The sequence below is a fragment of the Pseudomonas sp. ANT_J12 genome, from assembly GCF_008370045.1.
Lineage (GTDB): Bacteria > Pseudomonadota > Gammaproteobacteria > Pseudomonadales > Pseudomonadaceae > Aquipseudomonas.
Genome location: NZ_VOBN01000013.1, coordinates 119472 through 141763, shown reverse-complemented (window position 1 = coordinate 141763; position 22292 = coordinate 119472). Strand labels below are relative to the sequence as shown.

Sequence of the window (22292 nt, the reverse complement as noted above, 5' to 3'; positions counted from 1 at the left end):
TAAAACGAATTCCCCTCTCGACCCACACCCAAGGTATTAACCCTTAGGCAGCATTCCTGCGCCTTGTATAAAGGCGTTAATACCAACTTGAGAATGGCCTCAAAGCACGCCCTGGATTGTGATGTGCACAACGGACGAAGGCATTGCCGGCGACAGATCGGCAAGCCATCGAAGACAACGAACGTTGTAACAGGTGCAAGGAATGACTCTCATGAAAACTCAAGTGTGGTGCAAGTCGGCAACAGCTTTGGCGTTGGTCCTCTCCCTCGGCCTGGCCGGTTGCAGCAGCGGCGGTGGCGGTCATCACAGCACGTCCGGCAGCTCGTCCGATGGCGCGGCGGGTGCGGCGGGAACGGGTAGCGGCGGCACCAGCGGTACGGGTGGCGGCACCGGTGGTGCGAGCGGGACGGATGGAACGGCCGGGACCGGAGGCACTGGCGGCACGGGAGGCACCACCGACCCAACCAATCCAACCAATCCAACCAATCCAACCAATCCGACAGACCCGACTGATCCCACCAACCCGACCAATCCCGGCGGGCCTGCACCACTGGTGACCAGCACGCTGGTCCAGGACGTCGGCAAAACCGTCAGCGGCGTGGGCAATGGCGTCGGGCAGATCGGCGATTCCCTGAGCACGGTTCCGGTGGTTGGCGGCGTGGTGCAAAGCGCGGTCAACACCACCGGCAATGTGGTCAGCACCGTCGGTGACGATCTCGCCAATGGCTTGGGCAAATTGGGCAGCGACCCGCAAGCCCTCAGTAAAACCACGGCAGTCGTCGGCGACGTGGTGTCCGATGCCGGTAACGGCGTGACGGATTTGAGCAGCAAACTGAACACGGCCACCAGCAGCATTCCCCTGGTCGGCGGCGTCGTCAGCAAAGTCACCCCGGTGCTCGGCGATGTCGGTGAAAAAGTCACCATGCTCGGCGATACCTTGAACATCGCCACCAGCACCGGGCCGCTGGGCTCCGTCACCAACGGCGTGGGCAATAAGGTGCTGGTGCCGGTGGTCACGCTGGCTGAAGGCCTGACCGGCAAAGTCGGCAGCGCCACTGGCCTGGGCAACCCAATCGATGGCCTGGTCGACAAGGTCGGCAGCACCGTGGGCGGTCTGGGCAGCAAAGTGACGGCGGCAGGCAATGGCAATGCGGTGACTAACACCGCGGGCGGCGCGCTGACTAACCTGGGCACCTCCGTGGGTTCGGCGGGCGGCCTGGTGGCGAGTTCCGGTGCAGGGACGGGCGGCGGTCTGGGTGGCTTGGGCAGCACCGGGTTGCTGCAAACAGTCGGCGGTGCCGTGGCGAATGTCGGCGGTGGTTTGAACGCCGGCAGTACCAGCTCCGTTGTCAGTGCCGGCGGTGTGAACCTGGGCGCCATAGGCGGCACGGTGGCATCGATTGGCGGCGCACTCGGCGGCTCGAGTGCTCCCAACCTCGGCCCAACCGCACCGCTGGCCAGCGTCGCAGGCGTGATCGGTACTGCGTTGAATCCTGTCACCAGCAGCGTCACCAGCCTCACTCAACAAGTGGGTGGCACCACCGGTCTCGGCGCCCCGGTCACTGGTCTGCTCAGCCAGGTCGGTGGAGCGGTCGGCGGCGTCGGTAGCAGCATTACCGCTGCCGCGCCCAACCCGGTAGTAGCCGCTGTCGGCAACACCGTCACCACCGTCGGCGCTACCGTTGGCGCGGTCGGTGGGCTGGTCGCTAGCGGCACCGGCAGCACCGGCACAACCGGTGGTCTCGGCGGCCTGTTGGGTGGCCTGAGCGGTAACAAACGCTGAATTGCACCTGGCCGATTCGACGGCCTTACCTGCAGCGCCTACGCTTGGTTGGAGGCGGAAGATTCAGATGGGTCTTCCGCTTTTTCTTTTGGAGCAAGACAGCCTGCGGTTCTGGTTCAGTCAGCTGACGAGCCCCGGGATGTCGCGATATGACCATGGAGTGTCCTATGCGCGTTATGGCTTCCCTGCTGTGCCTGACCGTCAGTTCTTTCACTTTCGCCGACACCCTTCCGAGCTTTCTCAACAGTAACGAAACGATCCGCAACCTCCCCGTGCCAAACCTGCCCGCCGACGCCTACCGCCCGACAGCGGCACCGTTGCAAGTGCCGGAGCCCGGCGCGACCGCAGCGCAACCGTTGATGATGGGCACCAAAGTGACGATCAAAAACGTGCAGATCGAAGGCGGGACGATTTACCCGCTCAACGAATTGGCGGCGCTGTATCAACCGTTGCTCGGCCACGAAACCAGCCTCGCCGAGTTGATCGAAGCCACCCGCAATATCACCCGCCGTTTCCAACAGGACGGTTACTTGCTGTCCTACGCCTTCCTGCCGCAACAGGATTTCAGCCAGGGCGTGGCACGGGTGGTGTTGGTGGAGGGTTACATCAAGGACTACCAGGTGCAGGGCGACCTCGGGCGGGTGAAAAGCCTGCTGGACAAACTGGTGGCCAAGCTCCAGGCCGAACGACCGCTGACCCGCAAAACCTTCGAGCGCTACACCACGTTAATGAGCCGCATCCCCGGCGTGACCTTGCAGGCGCAAGTGCCGCCACCGGGCACCACCGACGGCGCGGCGTACCTGGCGGTGCAAGCCAGTCGCAAACCGTTCACCAGCAGCTTGAGCGCCACCGAAAACAGTCGCAATGGCACCCAGGCCTTGCTCGGAATCAGCAGCAATTCCCAGACGGCGATGGGCGAACAAGTGAGCCTCAGCGGGCTGTTCCCGCCGGGGGACGACAAAGAGCATTACTACCGTCTGGACTACAACCAGTTCCTCAACGCCGAAGGCACGCAACTGAGCTTGTCGGCCTCGCGCTACCGCGCTGATCCGGGCACCAATGTGCTGCTCGACAATGGCCTGCAGCTCAAGCCGCACCGGGAAAACGATCGCTACTCCATCGGCTTCAGCCACCCGCTGATCGCCTCGCCCAATGAACAACTCAGCGCCGGTGCGCGGCTGTATGCGGTCAACGACAAAACCCGCTACGACGTGGTCGATGACCCGCGCAGCGTCGAAGTGCGCACCGACATCCGCGCCCTAGCCTTCGAAAGCGACTGGCGCCAGGCCGACGCCCGACAATTACGGATTCTCAGTGGCGGGGCGTACCAGGGCATCGATGGCATGGGGGCGAAAACCAGTGCCGATGTCGACCTCAATTTCCTGCGCCTGCGCGTATCGGGAGTGCAGAGCGACAAGTTCTTCGACAACTGGCAAGGCGTGCTCTCGGCTGCGCTGTACTGGAGCGACGACACCCTGCCCGACAGTGAACGCGCGGTGTTCGGCGGACAGAATTTCGGCCGTGGCTACCCCGACGACCAGGCGTCCGGTGACAAGGGTTGGGGGGTGGCTTACGAAGTGAACTACAGCTTCAACCGCGACGGAAACTGGCTGCGGGTGCTGCAACCCTATGTGGTGCTGGACCGCTCGAAAACCTGGTTCAACCAGTTGCCGGTGCAGGGCAACAACTTGTCCTCGGCGGCGGTGGGCCTGCGGTTTGGGGATGCGAAGTACTACAACATCGCGCTGGAAGCGGCCAAGCCGATGTCGGATGAAGCGCTGGACACGTTTAACCGGCGACCGCGCTATAGCGTGAGTTTCAGTTATCAGTTGTAGAGGCCATCGCGAGCAGGCAACACGCTTGCTCGCGATGAACAAAAACGCGGTCTGAAATCAGAACGCGTAACGCACCTTCGCCGTAAAGGAATCGGCATTGAAATCGGTGCTGGTCACGTAGTTGTAAGACCCACCGACACTCCAGGCGCCCATCACATAGTTGGCGCCCAGGCCCAGTTCATAGCTGTCGCGCACCGGCGTCGTACCGCGCGTAGTGAACGAATCGCCGCCCAGTGCAAAGGCCGACGTGGTCGCGGTCTTGTCACCGATAAAGTCGTGCCACGCCATGACCTTGGCTTCAGGTTCAAAGCTGCCGGTGCCGACATCGAACGCTGCGGCCAGGCGTGCGCCCACGCCCATTTCGCCCACTTCATAGCGCTGGCTGCCGACGTTCAGCGACGCCGAACTGCCCTTCTCGCGGTACGCATCCATGCCGACGTTGGCGTAACGCGCACCCACCTGCGGTTCGAGCACCAGGTTCGGCTGCAAGCGCAAGCTGTAACCGGCCAATGCGCTGACACCCAAGATATCGCTGTCGTAATCGCCCTTGGCCCGAGTGCCGGCGATGTAGCGCTTGGACTCGTTATCGTTCCAGCCATACATCAACGACGAATCAACGAACCAGTTGTCATGGGTCCAGTTGCCATACAGGGTCAACGCATGCCCGGTGACATCGGTCTTGCTGCCCAGATCGGATTTCACATCGCTCTTGAGGTAGCTGTAGGCCAGGCCGACAACGGTGTCGGCATTCAACTGACCGTCAGCACCAACCGCAATCCCGTGGCTATCGGCGTCATAACCCGCCACGCCATGGCGCTCGTCCTGATTGGCATCGCTGCTCAGCGCTTGCAACCACACGCCTTTGTCCGTCGAACCGGTGCCGGTACGGGCGCGGCTGGAGCGGTCGTTGATGGCATTGGTCATCAGCGTCTGGCTGTTGGTGGTCGCATGCAACACGCCACGGCTGACGTCCGGGCTGAGTTTTTCCGACAGTTGCGCCAGTTCGGCGTCCGTGCCCGCGTTGGCGAAGGCCTGGAACACCGGGTCCTGTTCGTCGAGCAACGGCATGACGGCCGTCGAGAAACGCCCAATGGCCCCAACCGCGTTGCGCGTACCGCCGGCACTGAGGATATTTTGTGCAACCACGGCTTCGGATTTGGTCGTCACCAGGGCTTTGATGTCGTTGCCTTCAACGCCAAAGCTTTTGACATCCAGCAAGGCCGACGACGAAGTCACGCTCAGGTTCTCACCGCCGGTCAATGAGCCCGAACTGATCAAGGTGTAGCGAGTGCCGCTCGCGTTGATGCGGAAGTCGCTGGAGCGCGCCAGCAACTTCAGTTGCCCACCCGGTGCAATATCCGTGTCGCCAGTGACCTTCAACACCGGCAACGCGGGGTTGGTGTCGTTGCCCAGGTACATTTCCAGCACCGAGTCGGACCCTTCCATGTCGAAGTCGCCGATGATCGTGGTGTGCGGTTGCATTAGCGTCAGCTTGCCGCTCTCGACCGTGACGTACCCCGAGCGGATGGTTGAGCCATCGAAGTTCACGTCGCCGTCGATGAGCACCCCCGAAAGGCCCAGCAGATCGCCTTTGACGTTGCCGCCATTCCAGTAGAAATAGCTATTGCCACCGTCAACCTGGATCGCAGCCGTGCCGCCCTCGATGAGGCCGCCGTCCTGATAAAAATTGAAGGCGCCCTGGCCTGCGACGGGCAGGCTGACATGGATGCCGTAGGCCTCACCCGAGATCGTGCCGCGGTTCCACGCCGCATACCGGTTGCCGGGCGCCAACACCACACCTTCAAATGCCAGCGCCTCGGCGTCGAGGCCGGTGGCGCGAATGCTGCCCTCGTTATAGACGGTGTTGCTCAGCGTCGCGCGGTCCAGATCCACCGCCATCGCACCTTCACCATTGGCGCTGATCGAACCGGTGTTGTTGATCCCCGTCAGCGTGGTGTGGGACAGCAGCACCCCTACCGGGCGCATGCCATTGACCGTAATTTCGCCACTATTGACCAACGAATTCGTCAGCGTGATGCCGCTGGCGTCGATACCCATCGACGCACCGCTTGTGGCAAGGCCATTGATCTTGATTGAGCCGTCATTGATCAGGGAGCCGCCGATCACCGTCGCACCACTGCCATTGCTGATCGAGATGCCGCGTGCAAACGCCAGACCATCAATGACGATCGAGCCTTTGTTGGTCAGGTTTTCCTGGAGGGTCAGCGCCTGGAAGTTCACCGCATCACCCGATCCAGGCAACGCAGGTACGACGTTGAGACTTCCGGTGAACGTGGCGGCTCGCCACGTCTGCCCGGTGCCAGAGTACGGGCCATTGCTCAAATCGTAATTGAGGTCCGCCGCTTCAACGGCAGAGGTCTGAAACGCGGCAGTCGCCACGGACAACGCCAGCAACGAGCGGCGCAGGCAAGAGGTATTCAATCGAGAGTCCCTTCCGAAACTTGAAATGGCAGTTTCAGCAGGGTGACGAATTAATCAGGCATCCCTACCGGCCCCTCAGCAGGGTGCTGATCGGGGGCGGCAAATGTACACGAGCCATCATTTCGACACTACTTAAATGTCAAAGTGATGGCGTCAAATTTAACTGATCAAAGATTGACCAGGTGGGTCGCGGGCAGCGGGAACAGATTGTTCAACGTCTCCAGCAACCGCACGTGATAGATCGGCTTGCGAAACAGGTCGAGCACCTGCAGGCGCAGCATGTCGCTGACATCCTCCATGTCCGCATGCCCGGACGTCACGATCACCGGCAAGTGCTGGCGTGAGGTGTGTTCGCGCAAACGCTTGATCAGCGACATGCCGCTCTCCTCCGGCATGCGCAGATCAGTGATCACCAGGGCGATATCAGGGTGGCGGGTCAGATGATGCAGGGCGAGCTTGACCGAGGTGGCCGTAAAGCAACTGAAGCCCTCGCCCTCCAGCAACTCCGCCAACTCCAGCAACGCGTCCTCTTCGTCGTCAACCAGCAGCAACTGTTGGCGTTCTTGAGAAGCGTTCATAGGATGGCACCCGCTGTGGACTAAGCGCTGACGTTAGAAGCCCTTTGGCGCATTGGCAAGTGACCGTCCATTTGCATCGACTGGATTCAGAGCGCACCCGAAATGGTGGTGAACATGGTGGTCACCGCCGTTTTGATCGGCGTTACAAACGCCGCCAGCGCCACCGCCACCATGCCGGCAATGATGGCGTACTCGATACCCGAAGCCCCTTCGGTGTCCTTCGCCAGATTTACGTAGAAAGAAAGTTCGGACTTGATCTTCTGAGCCGTTGCTTTGAAGGACATGGCATTTCTCCTGATGACTGCGGGTGTTGCAGGGTCACAACATAATTCCCCTATGCCAGCATCAGCATTGTCGGCAAAGGCTTTACCAACAACTGTAAGAACGAATTATCACTTAAGTATTAAGTCGAGCACTTACGCTTGAAAAAACCACGTTTGGCGCTTTAACCCTCTACTTTCGTTCGCTATTTAAAGCGAGGTAATGGCGTTTTGCTTTAGCTGCGCTACCGTCAAATAGCGAAATAGTTGCATGTTCATAGCTGCCTGATTGCGAAATTGTCTCGAAGGAATGGCGAGTCATTAGCAGCGGGGAAAGGGAGAGCCGTCATGAACAGCCGTGTCACCCTGGGCCTGGCCGGATTATTCCTGGCAGGTGCCGTCATTGCCGGTTATTGGGGCCTGGTGCTGGGCCGTCAGCCGGAACCCGCGCCTGTGGCGCAGCCCAACGTGGTGACGGTCACCGCACCGGCCGTGGCCGCAGCGCCCGAGGAAGACCCCACCCGCCAACCGGTGGTGGTGTTGCTGCGCGATATCGCGCCGTTTGTGCAAATCACTGCAGCCGACGTGGCCCTGGAAAAACTGCGCACCGCGCCGGCCGGCAGCCTGAGCCGACTCGATCAGGCGATCGGTCGTGCGCCGTGGCGCGCCCTGAGCGCCGGGAGCTGGCTCAACGATGAGAGTTTCGAAGCCGGCAGCGCACTGGCCCGGATGATCCGCCCCGACGAACGCGCCCTCGCGGTGGCCGTGGATGAAGTGATCAATGCCGGCGGCCAGTTGAGCCCCGGCGACTATGTCGACGTGCTGCTGTTTCTGCGCTCGGACGTGAACAACCCCCAGCAATCGGCCCAGGTCGTGGTGCCGGCGCTGCGGGTGCTCGGGGTCGGTGAACAATTGGGCCTGACCAACGACGGTCAACCCGCCAGGCCCGGCCTGAGCGACGACGATAAACTCAAGCAAGATCAACTGCGCGCCAGCGCCCGATCGGTGCTGCTCGCGGTGCCCGAACCGTTGCTGAGTCGCTTGATGCTCGCTGCCCAGGCCGGGGTTTTGCGCCTGGCGGTACGCAGCGCCGAAGAGAAACGCCTGGCCCATTACTGGGCTGGTGAAAGCGCTTCACCCGCCAACCTGACCAGCGCCAACCGCGACTTGATCCAGTTCAACCAACTGGCCATGACGCCTGCGCCAAAACCCCTCGCCACCGCCAGTCGCGCCGCACCGCGCACGTCGAGCGTGGAAGTCATACGCGGCAATGAAATCACCCAACAAACCCCCTGAGTCGAGCAAGGACGCATCTAAATGCGCAGACGTTCCATGTCCATGTTCCAAGGCCTGCTCTGGGCCTCCGTGCTCAGCGGCCTGCCACTTACAACCACCCTGGCAGCCGTCGGCAATTGCGCCGCGCTCGGCCCGTTGCCGGCGGTGCTGGAAGTCGGTGAAGGGGTGCAACAGGCCCTGCAATCACCGGTGGCGATCACCCGGGTGGCGGTGGGCGATCCGAAAATCGCCGATGTTCGGGTCAACGGCAATCAAGCGTTTCTGGTCACCGGCATGGCTCCCGGCGCCACCAGCCTGATGGTCTGGACGGCCTGCGCCAGCGCACCGCGCCAAAGCATGGTGTTCGTGCAAGGCAAGGCCACGGCGGCCATGACCAGCGCCACCCGCTTGCCGTCCGATGACCCGCTGCTGCCGTCGCAAGTGCAGACCGATATTCGCTTCGTCGAAGTCAGCCGCACCAAACTGAAAGAGGCCGGCACCTCGATCTATGGCAAGAACTCCAACTTTCTGTTCGGCTCGCCGGGCACGGTGCCCAACACCGCCGTCACCCCCCGAGTGCTGCCGCTGCGCAACCTCGATCCGCGCATCGCCGTGCCGAGCATTCCCCTGGCCAACGACATGTTCAACATCGTCGCCGGCGGCGGTAATTTCCTCGCCATCATCAACGCCATGGAAGGCAGCGGCTTTGCCTACACCCTGGCGCGGCCGAGCCTGGTGGCGATCAGCGGACAGAGCGCGAGTTTTCTCGCCGGCGGTGAAATCCCGATCCCGGTGCCCAGCGCCAACAGCAACAGCTACTCCATCGAGTACAAGGAATTCGGGATCCGCCTGACCCTGACGCCAACCGTGGTCAGCCAGGATCGCATCGCCCTCAAGGTGGCGCCGGAAGTCAGTGAACTGGACTACAACAACGGCGTAACCATCGGCGGCACCACCGTGCCGGCGTTCACCATTCGCCGCACCGACACCAGCATTTCCCTGGCCGATGGCGAGAGCTTCGTCATCAGCGGCTTGATCAGCACCCAGAACTCGTCGCAGGTCGAAAAATTTCCCGGCCTGGGCGACATCCCGGTGATCGGTGCGTTCTTTCGCAACTCGTCGATCAAGCGCGAAGAGCGTGAACTGCTGATGATCGTCACCCCGCACCTGGTGCAGCCATTGGCGGCCAACGCGCAATTGCCGTCGTTGCCCGGGGAAAAACTGCGCAACTACGACCCCAACTGGTATCGCCTGTACTTCCTGGAAAACGGCAATTTCGATAAACGCAGCGGGTTATCGCAATGAGCCAGAACCTGAACCAGACCTTCCTCGCCATCACCCGCAACAGCACCGACCTGGAGTGGCTGCAAGGCGCGCTCGCGCCGTTGGGGCAAGTGGTCAGCGCCGGTGGCGGCAGTCTTGACGAACTGCTGGCGCTGGTCGACGTGACCTTCGCCAGCCTGGTGTTCGTGGGCCTGGACCGTGAACACGTGGTGGCCCAGAGCGCGTTGATTGAAGGCGCCCTGGAAGCCAAACCGATGCTGGCGGTGGTCGCGTTGGGCGACGGCATGGACAACCAATTGGTGCTCAACGCCATGCGCGCCGGGGCGCGGGATTTCGTTGCTTATGGCTCGCGCTCCAGTGAGGTCGCCGGGCTGGTGCGACGCCTGAGCAAACGCCTGCCGCCAGTGGCACCCAACACGCAACTCGGCGGCCTGACGGTGCTGTATGGCGTGCAAAGCAACGGGGACGGCGCGCTGCTGGCCAACCACATGGCGCAAGTGGTGCAAAAGAGCGGCCAGCAAACCCTGCTGCTGGACCTGGGCCTGCCCCGCGGCGACAGCCTGGCCTTGCTCGGCCTTGAAAGTTCGTTCCACTTCGGCGATGCGTTGCGGCATTTGCGGCGCCTCGACGCGACCCTGATCGACAGCGCCTTCACCAGTGCCGAAGCCGGGCTGCGCATCCTCGCTTACGCCGCCAGCGACGAGCCGCTGGAACACACCAGCGCCGCCGAGTTGTACATGCTGCTCAGCGCCTTGCGCCAACACTTCCAGCACATTGTGGTGAACCTCACCGGGCAGCCGGACAGCGAAGCGCTGCGCACCTTTGTCAGCCACTGCGACAAGTTACTGTGGTACACCGACCAGAACGTGCTCGACTGCCGCCGCAACCTAGCGGTGCTGAATCTGTGGCGCGAAAAAGGCATGAAACTCGACCACGCACGGCTGCTGGTGGACCGCTATTTGCGCAGCGTCGCCCCGGATTCCGAGACCCTGGGCAAGAGCTTCGGCCTGGAGGTCATCGCCGTGCTCGCCTACAGCCCCGAAGTGCGGCTCAACGCCAAGAACCAGGGCGTCACCCTGTTCCAGTTTGCCCCCCGCGAAGTCCTCACCCAGAGCCTGCGCACCCTCGGCGAACGGCTGGCGAAACGCTCCGAAGGCCTGGCCAAACCCAAGGCCGGCTGGTTCAACCGCTTGAGGGGCACACCATGAGCGGCGAAAAACTGTTCGGCGCGCCCGCGCGCGGACCGGCCGGCAACAGTGACCACGAAGGCCTGAAACTGGTGTTGCACCGCTACATCATCGACGCCATCGAGGAGTCCGGAAAAAACCTGCTGGAAGGCTCGCGGCCAGTGCTCTCGCAGTTTGTGATCGACAAGGTGGCCGAGTACATCGCCCGCCTGCACCTGGCGATCTCCCGCTATGAGATGGAACGCCTGGCCGAGGAAATCGTCGACGAACTCACCGGTTTCGGTCCGCTGGAAGTGCTGCTGCGCGACCCCGCCGTGACCGAGATTCTGGTCAACGGCCCGCACCGGGTCTTCATCGAACGCGACGGCGTGCTGCATCAAAGTGACCTGCGTTTTATCGATGCGCACCACGTCGAACGGGTGATGCAACGGATCCTCGCGCCGCTCGGGCGACGGCTCGATGAGTCGTCGCCGATGGTCGATGCGCGGCTGCCCGATGGCAGTCGGGTCAACGCGATCATTCCGCCGATTGCCCTCGATGGCCCGTGCCTGTCGATTCGAAAATTTCGCAAGGACATGCTCAAGAGCAACGACCTGATGGCCATGCAAACCATCGATCAGGCGATCTTCGATTTCTTTCAGGACGCCGTGGGCAAGCGCTGCAACATCCTGATCAGCGGCGGCACCGGCACCGGCAAAACCACGTTGCTGAACATTCTCAGCCAGTTGATCAACCCCCACGAACGCCTGGTCACCATCGAAGACGTGGCGGAGTTGCAGTTGGGCCATCCCCATGTGGTTCGCCTGGAAACCCGTCCGCCAAATGCCGAGGGCCACGGCGAAGTGAAGTCCAGCGACTTGATCCGCAACGCCCTGCGCATGCGTCCCGACCGGATCATCCTCGGCGAGATTCGCGGCGTCGAAGTGCTCGATGTGCTCACCGCGATGAACACCGGCCACGACGGCTCCATGAGCACCGTGCACGCCAACAACGCCCAGGATGCCCTGTTGCGCCTGGAGACCCTGGTGGGCCTGACCGGCCGGACCATCGCCGAACGCACCCTGCGCCATATGATCTGCGCGGCCCTGGACGTGGTGATCCAGTTGACCCGCCTGCCCGATGGCCGGCGCTGTGTCAGCGAGGTGGTGGAGGTGGTCGGCGTGCGCGACGACGTCTACGTGACCAACACATTGTTCCGCCTCGACCGGCGTACCGGATTCGGTTTTCTGCGCGAGGCGGTCCACCCCGCCGGCGACAAATTGCGCCGCGAATCGGCGCTCATTCCTTTTCCGAACTGAGGGCCCGGGCATGCTCAAGGTGTTGCTGCTGATCCTGGTTTGCCTGGCGCTGCTCGGCTTATCGGCGCGGATGTTCCAGCGCGGATTACGCCAGTCCGCCACCGAGCGGGTGATCGGCCGGTTAACCCAAGGGCAGCCGGAGTTGGTGGTGCAAAAGTCGTCGTGGGTCGGCCTGGAACGGGCCTTTCTGCGCGCCGGCCTCGGGCGTCCCACCGAACGCCTCGGCCTGTGGTTGCTGCTGTGGGCGCTGGGCGTCGTGATCGGTTTCGCGCTGGGTGGCTGGCCCGGCCTTTTGGTGTTGCTGGCGGTGCCGCCGCTGCTCCTGCGGCTGTACGTCGGTTGGCGTTACCAGCGCCGGCTCAAGCGCATGATCGAACAACTGCCGCAGTTGCTCGATCACACCGTGCGCAGCCTGAAATCCGGACGCACCTTGGCCGACGCCGTGCTCGGCGGCATCGATGCCGCCGAAGACCCGCTGAAAAACGCCATGAGCCGGGTCCAGCGTAACGTGCAGCTGGGGGTCAGCCTGCCGGATGCCGTGTCGGACCTGGCCGAGCTGTATGAGCAGGAGGAATTTCGTCTGTTCGCCCTGGGGCTCAAGGTCAATCACCGCTACGGCGGCAACGCCAGCGAGCTGCTGGAAAACCTGATCAAGATGATTCGCGAGCGGGACCAGGCCGCGCGTCAGCTCAGTGCCATGACCGGTGAAACCCGCGTCACGGCAATCGTGCTGGCCGGGTTGCCGATCAGCCTCGCCGGCTACTTCCTGTTGTCCAACCCGCAATACCTGCTCGCCATGTGGCACGACGGTTCGGGGCAGCTCATGCTCGCCACCGCGTTCGGTTTGCAGGTGGTGGGTTGCCTGGCGCTGTGGCGCATGTTGCGCAGCCTATGAAGATCCCGTTGCTGATCAGCGCGCTGCTGTTGCTCACCGCCGGTGTGTTGTTATTCGCCGGCCTGCTGGACCAACAGCGCCGGGTGCGCCAGGTGACACGGCGGCTGGATGGGCACCTGCCGGACCACCGCCGCTTCAGCCGTTGGTTGCAGGTGCTGGGCAACAGCCGGCTCGGTCAGCGCTCGGTCAACCTGGACCATGAAACCCAAGTGTTGCTCAACCGTCTGGGCTGGCGCAGTGCGCGTCGGCGCTCACTGTTCGCGGCGTTCCAGGTTGGCGTACCGGTGCTGGCGCTGGCGGTGACGTTGCTGATCCAGGGCCTGTTTTTTCCTGACCTGGACAACCATTGGATCGTCCCGGCGTTCGCCACCGGTATCGGTTATCTGCTGCCCAAACGCTTGCTGGTCGCGGCGGCGCAACACCGGCAAAAACAATTGGCGACCGAGATTTCCACCTTCATTCCCTTGCTGCGGATTTTGTTCGAGTCGGGCATGGCGGTGGAGCAGGCGCTGCGGGTGTTGAGCCTCGAAGGCAAACATTTACTGCCGGCCCTGACCCATGAATTGCGCCTGGTGCTGGCCCGGGTCGACTCCGGCCTGGAACTGGGCGAGGAACTGAACAAGGCCAGCCGCTTGCTGGCGGTGGATGAGTTCAGCGACACCTGCGTGATCCTTCAGCAATTGATTCACCAGGGCGGCGGCGCGATGAAATCCCTGCTGGCGCTCAAACTGCTGCTCGATGACCGGCGCCTGACGCGCTTGCAGGAATACATTTCCAAGATGTCCGCCAAAATGTCCGTCGTGATGATGCTGTTCCTCTTCCCGGCGTTATTGATCGTGCTGGCCGGCCCGGGCTTCACCGCCCTGGCCCGGGCCTTTGCTTCTTGAGGGGAATGAGATGAAAGCGATGATGGCCGGTTTGAGTCTGCTGTTGCTCGGTGGCTGCGCGAGCAACGGGCAGGACCCTTGGAGCACTTTGACCAGCAGCGCCAGTTGCAGCAAACCCAGCGCCGATCAACAGCTGTCGTTGAACCTGGCCGACGACATGGCCAAGGACGGCAAACTGCACGCCAGCCTGGCCAACCTGCAAAACCTGCCCGACAACCTGGCCGACGTGCGCTTGCGCAAAGCCAAGGTCTATCGACTGCTGGGCCGCAACGAAGCCGAGCCGTTGTACCGCAGCCTGCTCGGCAGTTGCATGGCCGCCGAAGCCGAACATGGCCTGGGCCAACTCGCCGCCGCCAACGGCGACAACGGTCAAGCCCAGGCCCACTTGCAACGCGCCGCACGCCTGGCGCCCACCGACGAAAAAATCCGCAACGACCTGGGCGTGGTTTATCTCAATCAGCGGCGGGTCGAAGACGCCCAATTCGAATTCCTCACCGCGATGGAGCTCAAGCAGAGCGACCAGTTAGCGGCGGTCAATCTGGTGACGCTGTTGATCTACCAGGATGACTGGAGCCGCGCCGCCGAACTGGTCAGCCGCGTCGGCCTGAGCCCGGCGCAAGTCACCGAGGCCCAGGCCCGCGCAGAACGACTCAAGACGCCGGGCAAGGCTGTCCCGGCCGTGGCGGCGCAGGACGCCACCGCGACGGCATCGACCATCCAATAGACGAGGCCTTTGATGAAAACCACCACCTTCTGCGGCCTCGCGCTGTTGACCTTGCCCCTGGGCGCCTTCGCCATCGACGCCGGCCCCGCGTCGCCGCAACAGCAGGAAACCGAAGTCTGGCTGCAACTGCAAAGCCGCAACACGCTGGCCTCGCCCAAGCTGCAAACCGCCACCGCGACCGAGCGCGAACTGAGCATGCAGCGCTGGTTGAAAAGCTACCTGCACGAGATACCGAAGTTCTTTGATCAGGATGAGGGCGGGAAAGTCGACAGTGGGTCGGGGGGATAGCGGGCACCGTTTTTGCCACGGTTAAACAGTTTTTTTCGCGAACGTTTAAAGACACCCAGTGTTACGTCATAAACGGCTACAACGCCTTGCGTCGTTGCCTACGCGTACGCCAGAATCCGCCGGCTTGTGCGGCTATGGGGTGGGCTATATCGTTTCCGGGTCACTGCAAAACAGTGACCGGGTTTGGTAGCCCGTCGTGATAGTCGTATGGCAACACCTTATGCAGCCCTGTTGTTGGGACTCGCTTTATATGGTGGTCATGTGTGGGGCTCATTCGTGAGCGCCGGGTTTTCTGTCGCGACCGGTCTACCAACCCATGCATGGCCGCCACCCATTCGTTTGGTAGCGAGGGTGATGGCTCCTTAAAATTTGCGACGGAGTTTTAACAATGTTCAAAGCTACACCTAACCCCCCGAACACCGGTCCAGTCCCCAACGACGCCTCTTTCAATCTCGATCCCGAGAAGCTGAAAGCGTCGGCCGAGCGCGCGCTCAAGCATTACCTCACCCCCGGGGCGACGAAAACGCAGATACCGCCCCGCAAATCCGGCACCTTCTTCACCATCGACGCAGCGGTGGATGATGAAACGTTGCTGGTCGATGCCAGCGAATCGTTGGCATCCGCCCGCGAGTTGGTCAACGACCTCGTCGAACTGTCGGACGGCCCGCGACGCTATTCGATGCTGGTGCTGCAGCGGGTGATCATGTTGAGTGAGCTGTCGGTCAATCGCGTACTGGATAACCACAAGCCTGGGTAACCTCCAGGCACAGCAGTGAGGGGGGCGTGCTCCCTCACTGTCCTGATTACGCGTTAGCGCACAGGTTTTAGGCGGTCGGCCTCTATCAGTGCGCGGTCACGCGCTGGTGCATTGCGGCATTGTTCGGCGACAAGGCCAGCGCCAATTGCGTGCGGTTATGCATGTGGGTCAGGCGCAGCACCTGGGACACGTACAACTTCACCGTGTTCTCGGTAATCCCCAATTCACAGGCAATTTGATAGTTGGTCTGGCCCTTGCCCACCAAGCGCGCCACATCGAGTTGGCGTGGCGACAGCTGATTGAAAATCGCCGGGATCTCTTGCCGCTCCGCCTCACTCGGCTCGCCCGTGTCAGTGCCCAGCAACGCCGACGAACGCGGCGCGCGTCGCACCCGGTCCAGATCCTGGTAAAGGTCGTCGATCGACTCGGACAAGTACTGCAACTTCTGATTCAAATGCCCGAGCTGCACATCTTTATGCCGCTCCTGCAACGCCGCTTCCTGGCGCTGCAAACCTTCCAGCAATTCATCCAGGTCAATCGGCTTCTGGTAGTAATCGGCAATCCCGGCGCGCAAGGCCTTGATCACGTCCTGCTTGTCGGCGCGCCCGGTGAGCATGATCGCCTCGAACGCCCGCTGCCGGCCGCACAGGCGCTTGAGCTCCTGCACCATCTGGATGCCGTCCATGTCCGGCATGTGCAAATCGCACAGCACCAGACCGATCTCCGGGTCCTGGGTGAAGCGCTCGACCGCCTGGGTGCTGGACTCGCACGGCACACAGCGGTAACCGTTGCTCTCCAGGAATTCACACAGCTCTTCGACCACCAGAGGCTGATCGTCGACCACAAGCACTTTTACTGCGGACGTAAGCTTGTTCACGTGCTACTCCATGCCCAGGCCGAAAGCTGACCATTCCTGTACTAATAGCCGCTGGTTGTATAACTGCTCTAAATGAAAAGTAGTCGCACTTTCCGACTATGTACATAGCACTGGTAGCCTGTTGCGATTAATGGATCCAAAGGAGCGTACACACCATGCCTATCAATACGAACGGCGCGTAAGGCTGCTTCCTTGACGCTTCGTGGCGAAAAAAGCGCAGACGCTGCCTAAGTCCTTGACTCATATGCAGCCAGACTTTTGGCGCAAGCAGTAACCACAACGCACTGGCCAGCCCCGCACCGATAATCGCCCCAAGCAGGTGCATACCGTCGGTCGCCAAACCCAAAGCTGTCATTAATTTCACATCGCCGGCGCCCATGCGCTTCATCACGTAGCCCGGCAATGTGAAGGCCAACGCCAGCAACGCCGCCCAGCCGGCTTGTTCGGCCCCGGCCCCCAGCCAGGTGTTGCCGGTGCACACCACATACGTCAGGGCCAACCCGCCGGCGCCCAATGTCAGGACGTTGGCGATGTGGCGCTGGCGAGCGTCCTGCACGGCGCACAGCGCCAGCCAGATAATCAAGACAAGGCTCTGCATCCGGTAAAAACCGTCCGTTTTGGCTGAATGATTCTATGCTGATATTACGCAGTGATTGTCAGGGTAGACGCAGTCATGAAAGCAGGCCTCCCCCGCAAGCAAAAAGGCGCCGCCGCGATTGAATTCGCCTTGGTGTTCGTGATCTTTTTTGCCGTGTTTTATGGGCTGGTGAGTTACAACCTGCCGCTGTTGCTGATGCAGTCATTCAACCAGGCCACCGCCGAAGCGGTGCGCCGCAGCGTGGCGCTGGACCCCGGCACCGCCAACTACAACACCGCCGTCACCGCCCTGGCGACCACCGAACTGGCCCGGCAACTGTCGTGGATTCCTGCCGCGCTGAATTTCAATGTGGCCACCGACACGGCGGCCACCTACACCGGCGGGGTCCTCAAGGTCAGCATCACTTATCCGGTCGCCAAGCTGAATCAGGTCATCCCGTTCCTGGTGTTGCCGGGCATCGGTGCGGTGCCCAATCTGCCGGCCAATCTGACGGCCAGTTCGAGCCTGCAATTTTGAGTTCCGGGGACACGCTGTTCGGGCGCCTGCTCCATCGCCAATCGCCGCCCTCCTCTCAAGCACCAGAGCCTTTGAACGTGCCCAGCATCGGCCTGCAAGTGCATGTGGATGCCGAGGGTCGGGTGCTGCACCTGACCGGTCCGCTGCGCCATGTGTTGGCCCCGTCGATGCCGGTCGGGCAAACCCCGCACTTGCTTGACTACCTCATGCCGCAAAGCGTGTTGGTGGTCGAAGGCAAACCGGCGGACTGGCAGGGACAAAGCCTGGACCTGGATTTCTTCAGCCTCAGCGGCCAACCCTTGCATCTGCGCGGCTGGGTCCAGCCGTTGGCCGACACCTGGCTGTTGCAGTTGATGGACATCGGCGACTTGTTGCTGGAACGGCGGCAGGCGCAAAGCCGCGAACACTGCCAGTTCCTGGCGACGCAGATCAGCGAACAGTTGCGCTTGTGCAGCCTGTCGCGCCTGCCCGAGGTGCTGACGGAACAACTGCAAGGCCTGGCGCAACGCTTTCACATCCCGTGCCTCGCCGTGGCCCTGCTCGACGAGCAGGAACAAGGCTGGCAGGTTCACCAGCAGTTCGCCGCTTTCGATGCTCCGCAGCTGTGGCAGACCGGGCAACACCTGGGTGCCGGCCTCGACAGCTTGAGCGGCTCCGCCCCCCAGCGCATGACCCTCAATGAACACCCGCGCCTGCAAAGTACGTTCGGCAATGCCGAGGGCCTGGCCGTGCCCTATCACGATGCCCAGGGCGTGGTCGCCTGGCTGCTCTGTGGTTTCTACCCCGCGCAACAGCAGGCGCCGGACGTGACCGAGCGCGATTGGCTGCACCTGTGCGCCGCCCTCGCCGGCCCGTTGCTGGAGCGTTTGCGCGAACACTGGCATCACCTGCAACTGGAGCGGCTGGAGTCGTTGCAAGCCTTGCTGGGTACCGGTTGGTGGGAGCTGTTCAGCGAGCAGGCCGAGGTGCAACTGGCGCCGTCACTGGCCAACACCTTGCACCTGTCGACCGGCCGACTGCCGCTGCACGACTGGCTGGATCAGGTCCACCCGGCCGACCGCGAAGAACTGCGCAGCCACTTGCACACCTTGCGCGACGAAGGCACGACATTCGTCCTGTGCGTGCGCCTGCATCACCCCGACGCGCCACACAGCGCAGCGTGGTATCGCCTGCAAGGCCAGGCCCTGGGCCTCGGCCAAAACCGTCGTTTGGTGGGGTTCATGCTCGACATCAGCGACATCAAGAACCAGGAGCAACAGGCCGCAGCGGCCCATGCCCGGCTGGACAATCTGATCGCCAGTTCACCGGCGGTGATCTACGTGCAGCGCTACGTCGAAGGGGCGCTGCAACCGACGTTTTTCAGCGACAGCCTGTTGCCGCTGCTGGGCTGGAACCTGGCCGATATCAGCAACGGCTCACTGGTGGAACGGGTGCACCCCGACGACCGCGAGCACTACTTCGAGCGCACGCGGCAGCTGTTGCGTCAGGGCTCGGTGCGCGCCCGGTATCGACTGCGCGACAGGCGCGGCGATTATCACTGGCTGCTCGACGAAGCCAAGCTGTTGCGCGACGACCTCGGGCTGCCGGTGGAAGCCGTCGGTTTGTGGCTGGACGTCACCGAAGCAACCCTGGCGGCCGAGGCCGTGAAACAGAGCGAAGAACGCTATCGGATACTGGTGGAAGACTCCCCGGCGATGATCTGCCGTTATCGCCCGGACCTGACCCTGAGCTTTGGCAACCGGCCGCTGGCGACGTACCTGGAATGCCAACCCGATCAATTGCCCGGAGTGAACCTGGGCAGTTGGATGTCGCCGGAACAGCGTGACGCCTTCCTGCAACGGATCGGGCAACTGAGCCCGGAATGCCCGGTCAGCACCGCGGAAATCAACCTGCAATTGCCGGGACGGGAACACGCCTGGTGGGTCTGGTCGGATCGCGGGGTGTTCGACGAGCAGGGCCGTTTGCTTGAAGTCCAGGCCGTGGGCCGCGACAACACGGACGTGCGCCGCTCCCAGCAGCAACTGACCCAGAGCGCGAAAATGGCCACCCTCGGCGAAATGGCCACGGGGCTGGCCCATGAAATCAATCAGCCGCTGAACGTGATGCGCATGGCCATCGTCAATGTGCTCAAGCGCCTGGGCAACGGCGATGTGCAAATCGATTACCTGACCGACAAACTCAAGCGCATCGACACGCAGGTGCAGCGGGCGGCACGGGTCGTCGACCACATGCGCGTGTTCGGTCGCCGCTCCGAGGTCGAGCAGCATCCGTTCAACCCGGCCGAGGCCATCGAAGGCACCCTGGCGCTGCTGGCCGAAGGCATGCGCGGCAAAGGCGTGGAACTGCGGGTCAGCGAGATCGATTTTGCGGTGCAGGTGCGCGGTCATGTGGATCAACTGGAACAGGTGCTGATCAACCTGATCGTCAACGCCCGGGACGCGTTGCTCGGCAAGCGCGAGGCGGATCGGGATTTCAAGCCGTGGATCTCGGTGTACGCCGAACGCGATGCTCAGTCGGTGAGGCTGTGGGTCGAGGACAACGGCGGCGGCATTGATCCGCGTTTGCTGGAGCGGATTTTCGAACCGTTCTTCACCACCAAACCGGTGGGCGTCGGCACCGGGCTGGGGTTGTCGGTGAGTTATGGCATCGTCGAAAACATGGGCGGGCGCTTGAGCGTGCGCAACTCGAGCGAGGGCGCGCGGTTTTGTATCGAGCTGCCGATTGCCCCGGACGATCAGATCACCAGCGAGGCGCGGCCTGAGTGACAGCTGAGGTTGGCGCCGACATCAACTTTGTTCAGGTCAATGCCCAGGCTCACCAGCAAGGTGTTGATCAGCGTGTCGAGCAAGGGGCTGAGGACGCTATTGATCGCGTTGACCAGCAAGGTTTTGACCGAGCTGAGGATCGTCCCCAGCACACTGACCAGACTGCCCGACGGGCCATACATGTTGAGCTGGAGGTTGTTCAGGGTGTCGTTAAGGCTGCTGACCACGTTGGTGGTGGCAAAGGAGTAATAGAACGGCGGCTGGTTGATGTCCGGCAGGTTGGCGGCGGCGGGTGCGGCATACACGTGAGGCATGTTGGCGTTCGAACCCACGGTGGTGTTGGCCGAGATATCGAGCCCTCCGCCGACACCCGGCGTGCGCGGGGTGCAGTTGAACGGCAAGACCAACAGGAAGCGCTGGCAGGTTTTCACGCCGATATCGATGACCTTCAACGGCTGCGCCACCACGGTGGGCGGCGTGATGTTGCTGCCGAACGCCATGGCCGGATCGATCGTGCCGATTTTCAGGTTCACCAATGATGTGCTGGTGTTGGTGGTCAGGGTTTTGCTGGTGGGGCTGAGGCAACTGTAGGCGGTGACGTAGCTGTTGGCGCTGGCCACGTCCAGCGCCACATCGAGGCGGATCGGCGCCGGCAGCACGATGATGTCGGGCGTCTGGCAGGGCACGCCCAACAGGCAAGTGAGCGAATCGAGCACGCCGACCAGATTGAGGTTGAGCAAGGCGTTGAGCGTATTGGTCAACGGCCCGGCCAGATCGGCCACCGCGTTGACCAGCGGGGTAATCGCATCCAGCACCGGCAAATTGATCGACAGCAGCGTGCGCACCTGGGCGGTTTTCACATAAATCCGATTCGGCCCCAACGGCGCGAGCGCCGCATTTTTCGGGTTGCCGATGGCCGACAACTGCGGCGGTTCCAGCACTTGTACCCGGGCCGTGATTTGCGCCAGCCCCGCCAGGTTGATTTGCTGGGTCGCCACCAGGCCGTTCTTCTTGTTGGCCAGTTGCACAAATGACTCGACGAGGTCGAACACCTTGATGTTGGTCGCCAGCGCCGCGATGTTGCTGCCGGCCTCGACATGCAGCAGATTGCCCAGCACCACCTTGGTGGTACCCGCCGCAACCTTGAGCGCTTGCAGGCTGGCGATGGTCACGGTCGCCCCCAGCGTGCCGCCGGGGTCGAGCACATTGATGGCGGTCTGGATCAGTTGGCTGACGTTGACGGCGGTACCCAGAGCCTGGTCATAACCGACGACGGTCAGGCCGAGGTCCAGTTTCAAGCGGTCCAGGTAACCGAGCAGGCTGATGTTGGTATTGATCAATCCGTTCCAGCCCGCGACGCTGATATTGACGTTGCCCCCGAGCAAGCCACCGAACAATGCGTTGAGCATGGCGGACTTGCTGGTATCAACGCTCAGCAAGGTGCTGCGAATGGTCAGGGCGGCCACCGGCGGCGGTAATGCGGCGACGGCGGTGGCGCTCAGGTTGAGGGTCGATCCGGCGGGCGCACCGCCGAACAGCGCGCCGATGCCCCCGGCAATGCTGCGCGGGACGGCATGGCTGGCGATCACTCGAATGGCTTCGCTTTTACTCGGATCGGCGCCGAATACCCGCAGGTTGTTGGCGTCCAGGCTCAAGGCGCCGCAGGTGACGGCCAGGGTGCGAGTGGGGTCGGGCAGGATGAAACCGTTGCGTGTCGCACTGGCGGTGGCATACGTGGTGGCCGTGGCACCGGCGGCGCAATCGCCACCCCGGCTGGCCGCCTCCAGGGCCGCCATGTCCGCCACCCGTTGCAGGTTGCGTTTTTCCAGGTACAGCCGACCGCTATCGACCACCAGCAGCAGGAACACCAGGGCCATGCCCAAGGTCAGCGCCGCCATCAAACCGATAGCCCCCCGTTGCCGGACCGGGCCGCGAAACTGCGACATCGCGCACTCCTTCGCCGGCGCACACCTTGTGCTGCCTCCATTGGCAAATTGCAGTGTAGACAAGGGTTGGCGAGGTTGCCGGCCACACAAAACCTGT

19 protein-coding genes are annotated in these 22292 nt (G+C 62.4%); 13 read left to right on the top strand and 6 right to left on the bottom strand.

The window, feature by feature from the left end; translation table 11 throughout:
- Positions 1-211: 211 nt before the first annotated feature.
- Both FQ192_RS23575 and FQ192_RS23570 read left to right on the top strand, forming a co-directional pair.
- Complete coding sequence (locus tag FQ192_RS23575) at positions 212-1783, top strand: collagen-like triple helix repeat-containing protein (protein WP_149660704.1); 1572 nt, start codon at positions 212-214, stop codon at positions 1781-1783.
- Positions 1784-1950: 167 nt separating this feature from the next.
- Positions 1951-3618, top strand: coding sequence for a ShlB/FhaC/HecB family hemolysin secretion/activation protein (locus tag FQ192_RS23570; protein ID WP_149660703.1), 1668 nt, complete (start codon positions 1951-1953; stop codon positions 3616-3618).
- Between the two features lie 57 nt (positions 3619-3675).
- Here FQ192_RS23570 and FQ192_RS23565 read toward each other — a convergent pair whose 3' ends face one another.
- From FQ192_RS23565 to FQ192_RS23555, 3 genes are all read right to left on the bottom strand, one after another.
- Positions 3676-6060 carry an autotransporter outer membrane beta-barrel domain-containing protein gene (locus FQ192_RS23565; RefSeq protein ID WP_149660702.1) on the bottom strand — a complete coding sequence of 795 codons (2385 nt, stop codon included), beginning with the start codon at positions 6058-6060 and terminating at the stop codon, positions 3676-3678.
- 167 nt (positions 6061-6227) lie between these two features.
- Positions 6228-6638 (bottom strand): response regulator, encoded by a 411-nt coding sequence (locus FQ192_RS23560; protein WP_149660701.1) that lies wholly within the window; start codon positions 6636-6638, stop codon positions 6228-6230.
- A gap of 86 nt (positions 6639-6724) precedes the next feature.
- Positions 6725-6922 (bottom strand): Flp family type IVb pilin, encoded by a 198-nt coding sequence (locus FQ192_RS23555; protein ID WP_149660700.1) that lies wholly within the window; start codon positions 6920-6922, stop codon positions 6725-6727.
- A gap of 324 nt (positions 6923-7246) precedes the next feature.
- On the opposite strand from FQ192_RS23555, the gene cpaB reads away from it, so the two are divergent.
- The 9 genes from cpaB to FQ192_RS23510 all read left to right on the top strand — a co-directional run bounded on the left by cpaB (position 7247) and on the right by FQ192_RS23510 (position 15493).
- On the top strand, positions 7247-8194 hold the full coding sequence (cpaB, locus tag FQ192_RS23550; protein ID WP_149660699.1) for a Flp pilus assembly protein CpaB: 948 nt from the start codon (positions 7247-7249) through the stop codon (positions 8192-8194).
- Between the two features lie 21 nt (positions 8195-8215).
- On the top strand, positions 8216-9478 hold the full coding sequence (locus tag FQ192_RS23545) for a type II and III secretion system protein family protein (protein ID WP_149660698.1): 1263 nt from the start codon (positions 8216-8218) through the stop codon (positions 9476-9478).
- Positions 9475-10665: a pilus assembly protein gene (locus FQ192_RS23540; RefSeq protein WP_149660697.1), complete on the top strand. Its 1191-nt coding sequence runs from the start codon at positions 9475-9477 to the stop codon at positions 10663-10665. Before FQ192_RS23545 ends, FQ192_RS23540 begins: the two co-directional genes overlap by 4 nt.
- The gene (locus tag FQ192_RS23535; RefSeq protein ID WP_149660696.1) at positions 10662-11942 is read left to right on the top strand and encodes a CpaF family protein; all 1281 of its coding nucleotides are present in this window, start codon (positions 10662-10664) and stop codon (positions 11940-11942) included. Before FQ192_RS23540 ends, FQ192_RS23535 begins: the two co-directional genes overlap by 4 nt.
- A 10-nt stretch (positions 11943-11952) precedes the next feature.
- Positions 11953-12837, top strand: a complete 885-nt coding sequence (locus FQ192_RS23530; RefSeq protein ID WP_149660695.1) for a type II secretion system F family protein — start codon at positions 11953-11955, stop codon at positions 12835-12837.
- On the top strand, positions 12834-13724 hold the full coding sequence (locus FQ192_RS23525; RefSeq protein WP_149660694.1) for a type II secretion system F family protein: 891 nt from the start codon (positions 12834-12836) through the stop codon (positions 13722-13724). The genes FQ192_RS23530 and FQ192_RS23525 overlap by 4 nt, the downstream gene beginning before the upstream one ends.
- A gap of 10 nt (positions 13725-13734) precedes the next feature.
- The gene (locus FQ192_RS23520; protein WP_149660693.1) at positions 13735-14448 is read left to right on the top strand and encodes a tetratricopeptide repeat protein; all 714 of its coding nucleotides are present in this window, start codon (positions 13735-13737) and stop codon (positions 14446-14448) included.
- A 12-nt stretch (positions 14449-14460) separates the two neighbouring features.
- On the top strand, positions 14461-14736 hold the full coding sequence (locus tag FQ192_RS23515) for a DUF3613 domain-containing protein (protein ID WP_149660692.1): 276 nt from the start codon (positions 14461-14463) through the stop codon (positions 14734-14736).
- Between the two features lie 388 nt (positions 14737-15124).
- Positions 15125-15493: a DUF6124 family protein gene (locus FQ192_RS23510; protein WP_149660691.1), complete on the top strand. Its 369-nt coding sequence runs from the start codon at positions 15125-15127 to the stop codon at positions 15491-15493.
- Between the two features lie 85 nt (positions 15494-15578).
- On the opposite strand, the gene FQ192_RS23505 is transcribed toward FQ192_RS23510, so the two are convergent.
- Together FQ192_RS23505 and FQ192_RS23500 are read right to left on the bottom strand one after the other, a co-directional pair.
- Positions 15579-16370: a response regulator transcription factor gene (locus FQ192_RS23505; RefSeq protein ID WP_149660690.1), complete on the bottom strand. Its 792-nt coding sequence runs from the start codon at positions 16368-16370 to the stop codon at positions 15579-15581.
- A 127-nt stretch (positions 16371-16497) separates the two neighbouring features.
- Entirely contained in the window at positions 16498-16968 is a 471-nt protein-coding gene (locus tag FQ192_RS23500; protein WP_149660689.1) for a prepilin peptidase, read from the bottom strand.
- A gap of 75 nt (positions 16969-17043) precedes the next feature.
- Here FQ192_RS23500 and FQ192_RS23495 point away from each other — a divergent pair, with 75 nt between their 5' ends.
- Both FQ192_RS23495 and FQ192_RS23490 read left to right on the top strand, forming a co-directional pair.
- Positions 17044-17484, top strand: a complete 441-nt coding sequence (locus FQ192_RS23495; protein WP_149660688.1) for a TadE/TadG family type IV pilus assembly protein — start codon at positions 17044-17046, stop codon at positions 17482-17484.
- Positions 17481-20249 carry a PAS domain-containing protein gene (locus tag FQ192_RS23490; protein ID WP_149660687.1) on the top strand — a complete coding sequence of 923 codons (2769 nt, stop codon included), beginning with the start codon at positions 17481-17483 and terminating at the stop codon, positions 20247-20249. Before FQ192_RS23495 ends, FQ192_RS23490 begins: the two co-directional genes overlap by 4 nt.
- Here FQ192_RS23490 and FQ192_RS23485 read toward each other — a convergent pair.
- A complete protein-coding gene (locus tag FQ192_RS23485; RefSeq protein WP_149660686.1) occupies positions 20219-22195 on the bottom strand; it encodes a pilus assembly protein TadG-related protein in 1977 nt (658 codons plus the stop codon). The genes FQ192_RS23490 and FQ192_RS23485 overlap by 31 nt on opposite strands.
- Positions 22196-22292 lie beyond the last annotated feature (97 nt).